Origin of the sequence: Rhodanobacter sp. DHG33 (assembly GCF_014843005.1) — a bacterium.
Classification (GTDB): domain Bacteria; phylum Pseudomonadota; class Gammaproteobacteria; order Xanthomonadales; family Rhodanobacteraceae; genus Rhodanobacter_A.
On sequence record NZ_JACYXM010000017.1, the window covers coordinates 1 to 3022 of the forward strand.

Consider the following 3022-nt stretch of genomic DNA (forward strand, 5'->3'; position numbering starts at 1 on the left):
GCCCCGGCCTGTTCCAGCGTCTGGGTGAGGGCCAACGCCAGCGCGGCGAGGGAGGGATGGGCGAACAGGGAGGCCAGCGACACAGTGACGCCGACCGTCTGGGCCAAGCGGCTGAGCAGGCGCACGGCGATCAGGGAATGGCCGCCGACCTCGAAGAAGTTGTCGTGGCGACTGACCTGCTGGAGGCCGAGCAACTCCGTCCAGAGGGTGGCGAGGGTCTGCTCGATCTCGCCCTGGGGGGGCTCGTAGGCCCGACGGGCGTAGGCCGTGTCGCCGGGTGCAGGCAAGGCCTTGCGGTCGAGCTTGCCGTTGGGCGTCAGGGGCAGCGCGTCCAGTTGCACGAAGGCTGCCGGGACCATGTAGTCGGGGAGGCAGGCACCGAGGTGGGCACGCAAAGTCGCGGCCAGCGCGTCGGACGCGGTCGTGTCTTCCAGTGCAGTAGTGAGATAGGCGACGAGGCGTTTGTCGCCGGNGACGTCTTCGCGGGCGAGGACGACAGCCTCACGCACCGCCGGATGTTCCATCAGGCGCGCTTCGATCTCGCCGGGCTCGATGCGGAAGCCACGAATCTTGACCTGGTGATCGTTGCGGCCCAAGAAGACGAGATTGCCATCGGGCAGGTAGCGGGCCAGGTCGCCGGTCTTGTACATGCGCGCGCCGGGCAGGGCGTTGAACGGGTCGGGCAGGAAACGTACGGCGGTGAGGTCGGGACGGTTCAGGTACCCGCGGGCGACACCGGCGCCGCCGATGTACAGCTCACCGGCGACCCCGAGAGGAACCGGTTGGCCGTGGGCATCGAGCAGGTAGATGCGCGTGTTGGCAATCGGACGGCCTATGGGGGCCTGTGGTCGCCATAGCTGAGGCGCGTGTGGAAGAATAAATGTCGTAACTACGTGTGATTCGGTCGGTCCATAATGATTACACAAGCGGCAGCTGGGTAGTTTTTTGAAGAGATTCTTTATTTGCGAGTCGGTGTTTAATTGCTCGCCGGAGACTATTATCGTGCGAAGGGACTTTTTAAATTGCTCCTGCTCTTCGCGGCCGGCATTTTGAATAGCCTCCGTTAAGCCATGAAGGGCGGCGTACGGAAGATAAATTCTATTGACCTGCTGAGAGCTCAGACGACTGGTAAGGTCGTCAAAATTAAATTTGACGTCATGGCTTATCAGGATCAATGCCGATCCTTCGCAAATGGTGCTAAATATTTCTTGGAACGCTACATCAAAGCCTAGTGCTGCAAACTGAAGGGTTCGCTGGTTTTCTGTGTCAGATTGACGTGCTTGATCGATCTGCCAGTAAATCAGATTTACTAGCGGCCCATGAGGCATGGCAACCCCCTTGGGGGAGCCGGTGGAGCCAGAGGTATAGATGACGTAGGCGAGGTGGGTGGAGGTGAGGCCCAGCGTTTGCGGATCGGGATTGACGACGGGCTGGTGAGCCCAGGTCGAGGGGGTGCCGAGGTCGAGCACGGTCAGGTGGGCGATCGCCGTTTCGCCCAGGGCCGTTCGCCCTGCGGTATCGGCCAGCAAGAGCACGGGGGCGGCATCGTGCAGGACCTGGGTCAGGCGTTCAGAGGGGTAGGCCGGATCGAGCGGGACATAGGCGCCGCCCGCTTTGAGGATGGCCAGGAGACCGACGACCATGGCCAGACTGCGCTCGACGCAGATCGCCACGCGATCGTCGGGGCGCACGCCGAGGTTGATCAGATGATGGGCGAGGCGATTGGCCTGGGTGTTGAGCTCGGCGTAGGAGAGGGACTGGTCCTCGAAGACGAGGGCGGTAGCCTCNTCGTGCAGGATCTGGGTCAGCCGCTCAGAGGGATAGGCCGGATCGAGCGGGACATAGGCGCCGCCTGCTTTCAGGGTGGCCAGGAGACCGACGACCATGGCCAGACTGCGCTCGACGCAGATCGCCACGCGATCGTCGGGGCGCACGCCGAGGTTGATCAGATGATGGGCGAGGCGATTGGCCTGGGTGTTGAGCTCGGCGTAGGAGAGGGACTGATCCTCGAAGACGAGGGCGGTAGCCTCAGGATGCTGCTGTACCTGCTGCTCGAACAACTGGTGGATGCACAGCTGATCGGGGTAGGGTGCGTCGGTCCGGTTCCAGGTCTCCAGCAGCAAGGTGCGCTCATCGGAGGCCAGCAGGTCGATATGAGCGACTGTTTGCGTGGCANGGCGCCGCCCGCTTTGAGGATGGCCAGGAGACCGACGACCATGGCCAGACTGCGCTCGACGCAGATCGCCACGCGATCGTCGGGGCGCACGCCGAGGTTGATCAGATGATGGGCGAGGCGATTGGCCTGGGTGTTGAGCTCGGCGTAGGAGAGGGACTGGTCCTCGAAGACGAGGGCGGTAGCCTCAGGGTGCTGTCGTACCTGCTGCTCGAACAACTGGTGGATGCACAGCTGGTCGGGGTAGGGCGCGTCGGTCCGGTTCCAGGTCTCCAGCAGCAAGGTGCGCTCATCGGAGGCCAGCAGGTCGATATGAGCGACTGTTTGCGTGGCATCGGTGACCATGGCATGCAGCAGTGTGAGCAGGTAGCCGCGATGCCGCACGACGGTGGCGTGATCGAACAAGGCGGTGGCATAGCTCAGGGAGCCGACGATGGTGCCGTCGGCTTCGCCNGGATGCACAGCTGATCGGGGTAGGGTGCGTCGGTCCGGTTCCAGGTCTCCAGCAGCAAGGTGCGCTCATCGGAGGCCAGCAGGTCGATATGAGCGACTGTTTGCGTGGCATCGGTGACCATGGCATGCAGCAGTGTGAGCAGGTAGCCGCGATGCCGCACGACGGTGGCGTGATCGAACAAGGCGGTGGCATAGCTCAGGGAACCGACGATGGTGCCGTCGGCTTCGCCCAAGGCGAGTAGCAGATCAAACTTGGCCTGATCGAAGGGCAGGCCGACCGGTTCGGTGCGCAGACCGGGGAGGTCGAACGTAGCGTTTTCGTTGTTCTGCCAGGCGAACATGACCTGGAACAGGGGCGTGTGATCCAGGTGGCGTGAGGGCTGGACGATCTCCACG

General features: G+C 63.1%; 3 protein-coding genes. All 3 read right to left on the reverse strand.

What is annotated here, in order from left to right:
- A partial coding sequence (locus IHE46_RS16700; protein ID WP_343230052.1) for an amino acid adenylation domain-containing protein occupies positions 1 to 2060 on the reverse strand: 2060 nt, incomplete at its 3' end.
- Complete coding sequence (locus tag IHE46_RS17245) at positions 1946 to 2635, reverse strand: AMP-binding protein (protein WP_343230051.1); 690 nt, start codon at positions 2633 to 2635, stop codon at positions 1946 to 1948. The genes IHE46_RS16700 and IHE46_RS17245, both read right to left, overlap by 115 nt.
- Positions 2593 to 3022 (reverse strand): condensation domain-containing protein (locus tag IHE46_RS16710; protein WP_225563133.1); only part of this gene is annotated, 430 nt, incomplete at its 5' end. The genes IHE46_RS16710 and IHE46_RS17245, both read right to left, overlap by 43 nt.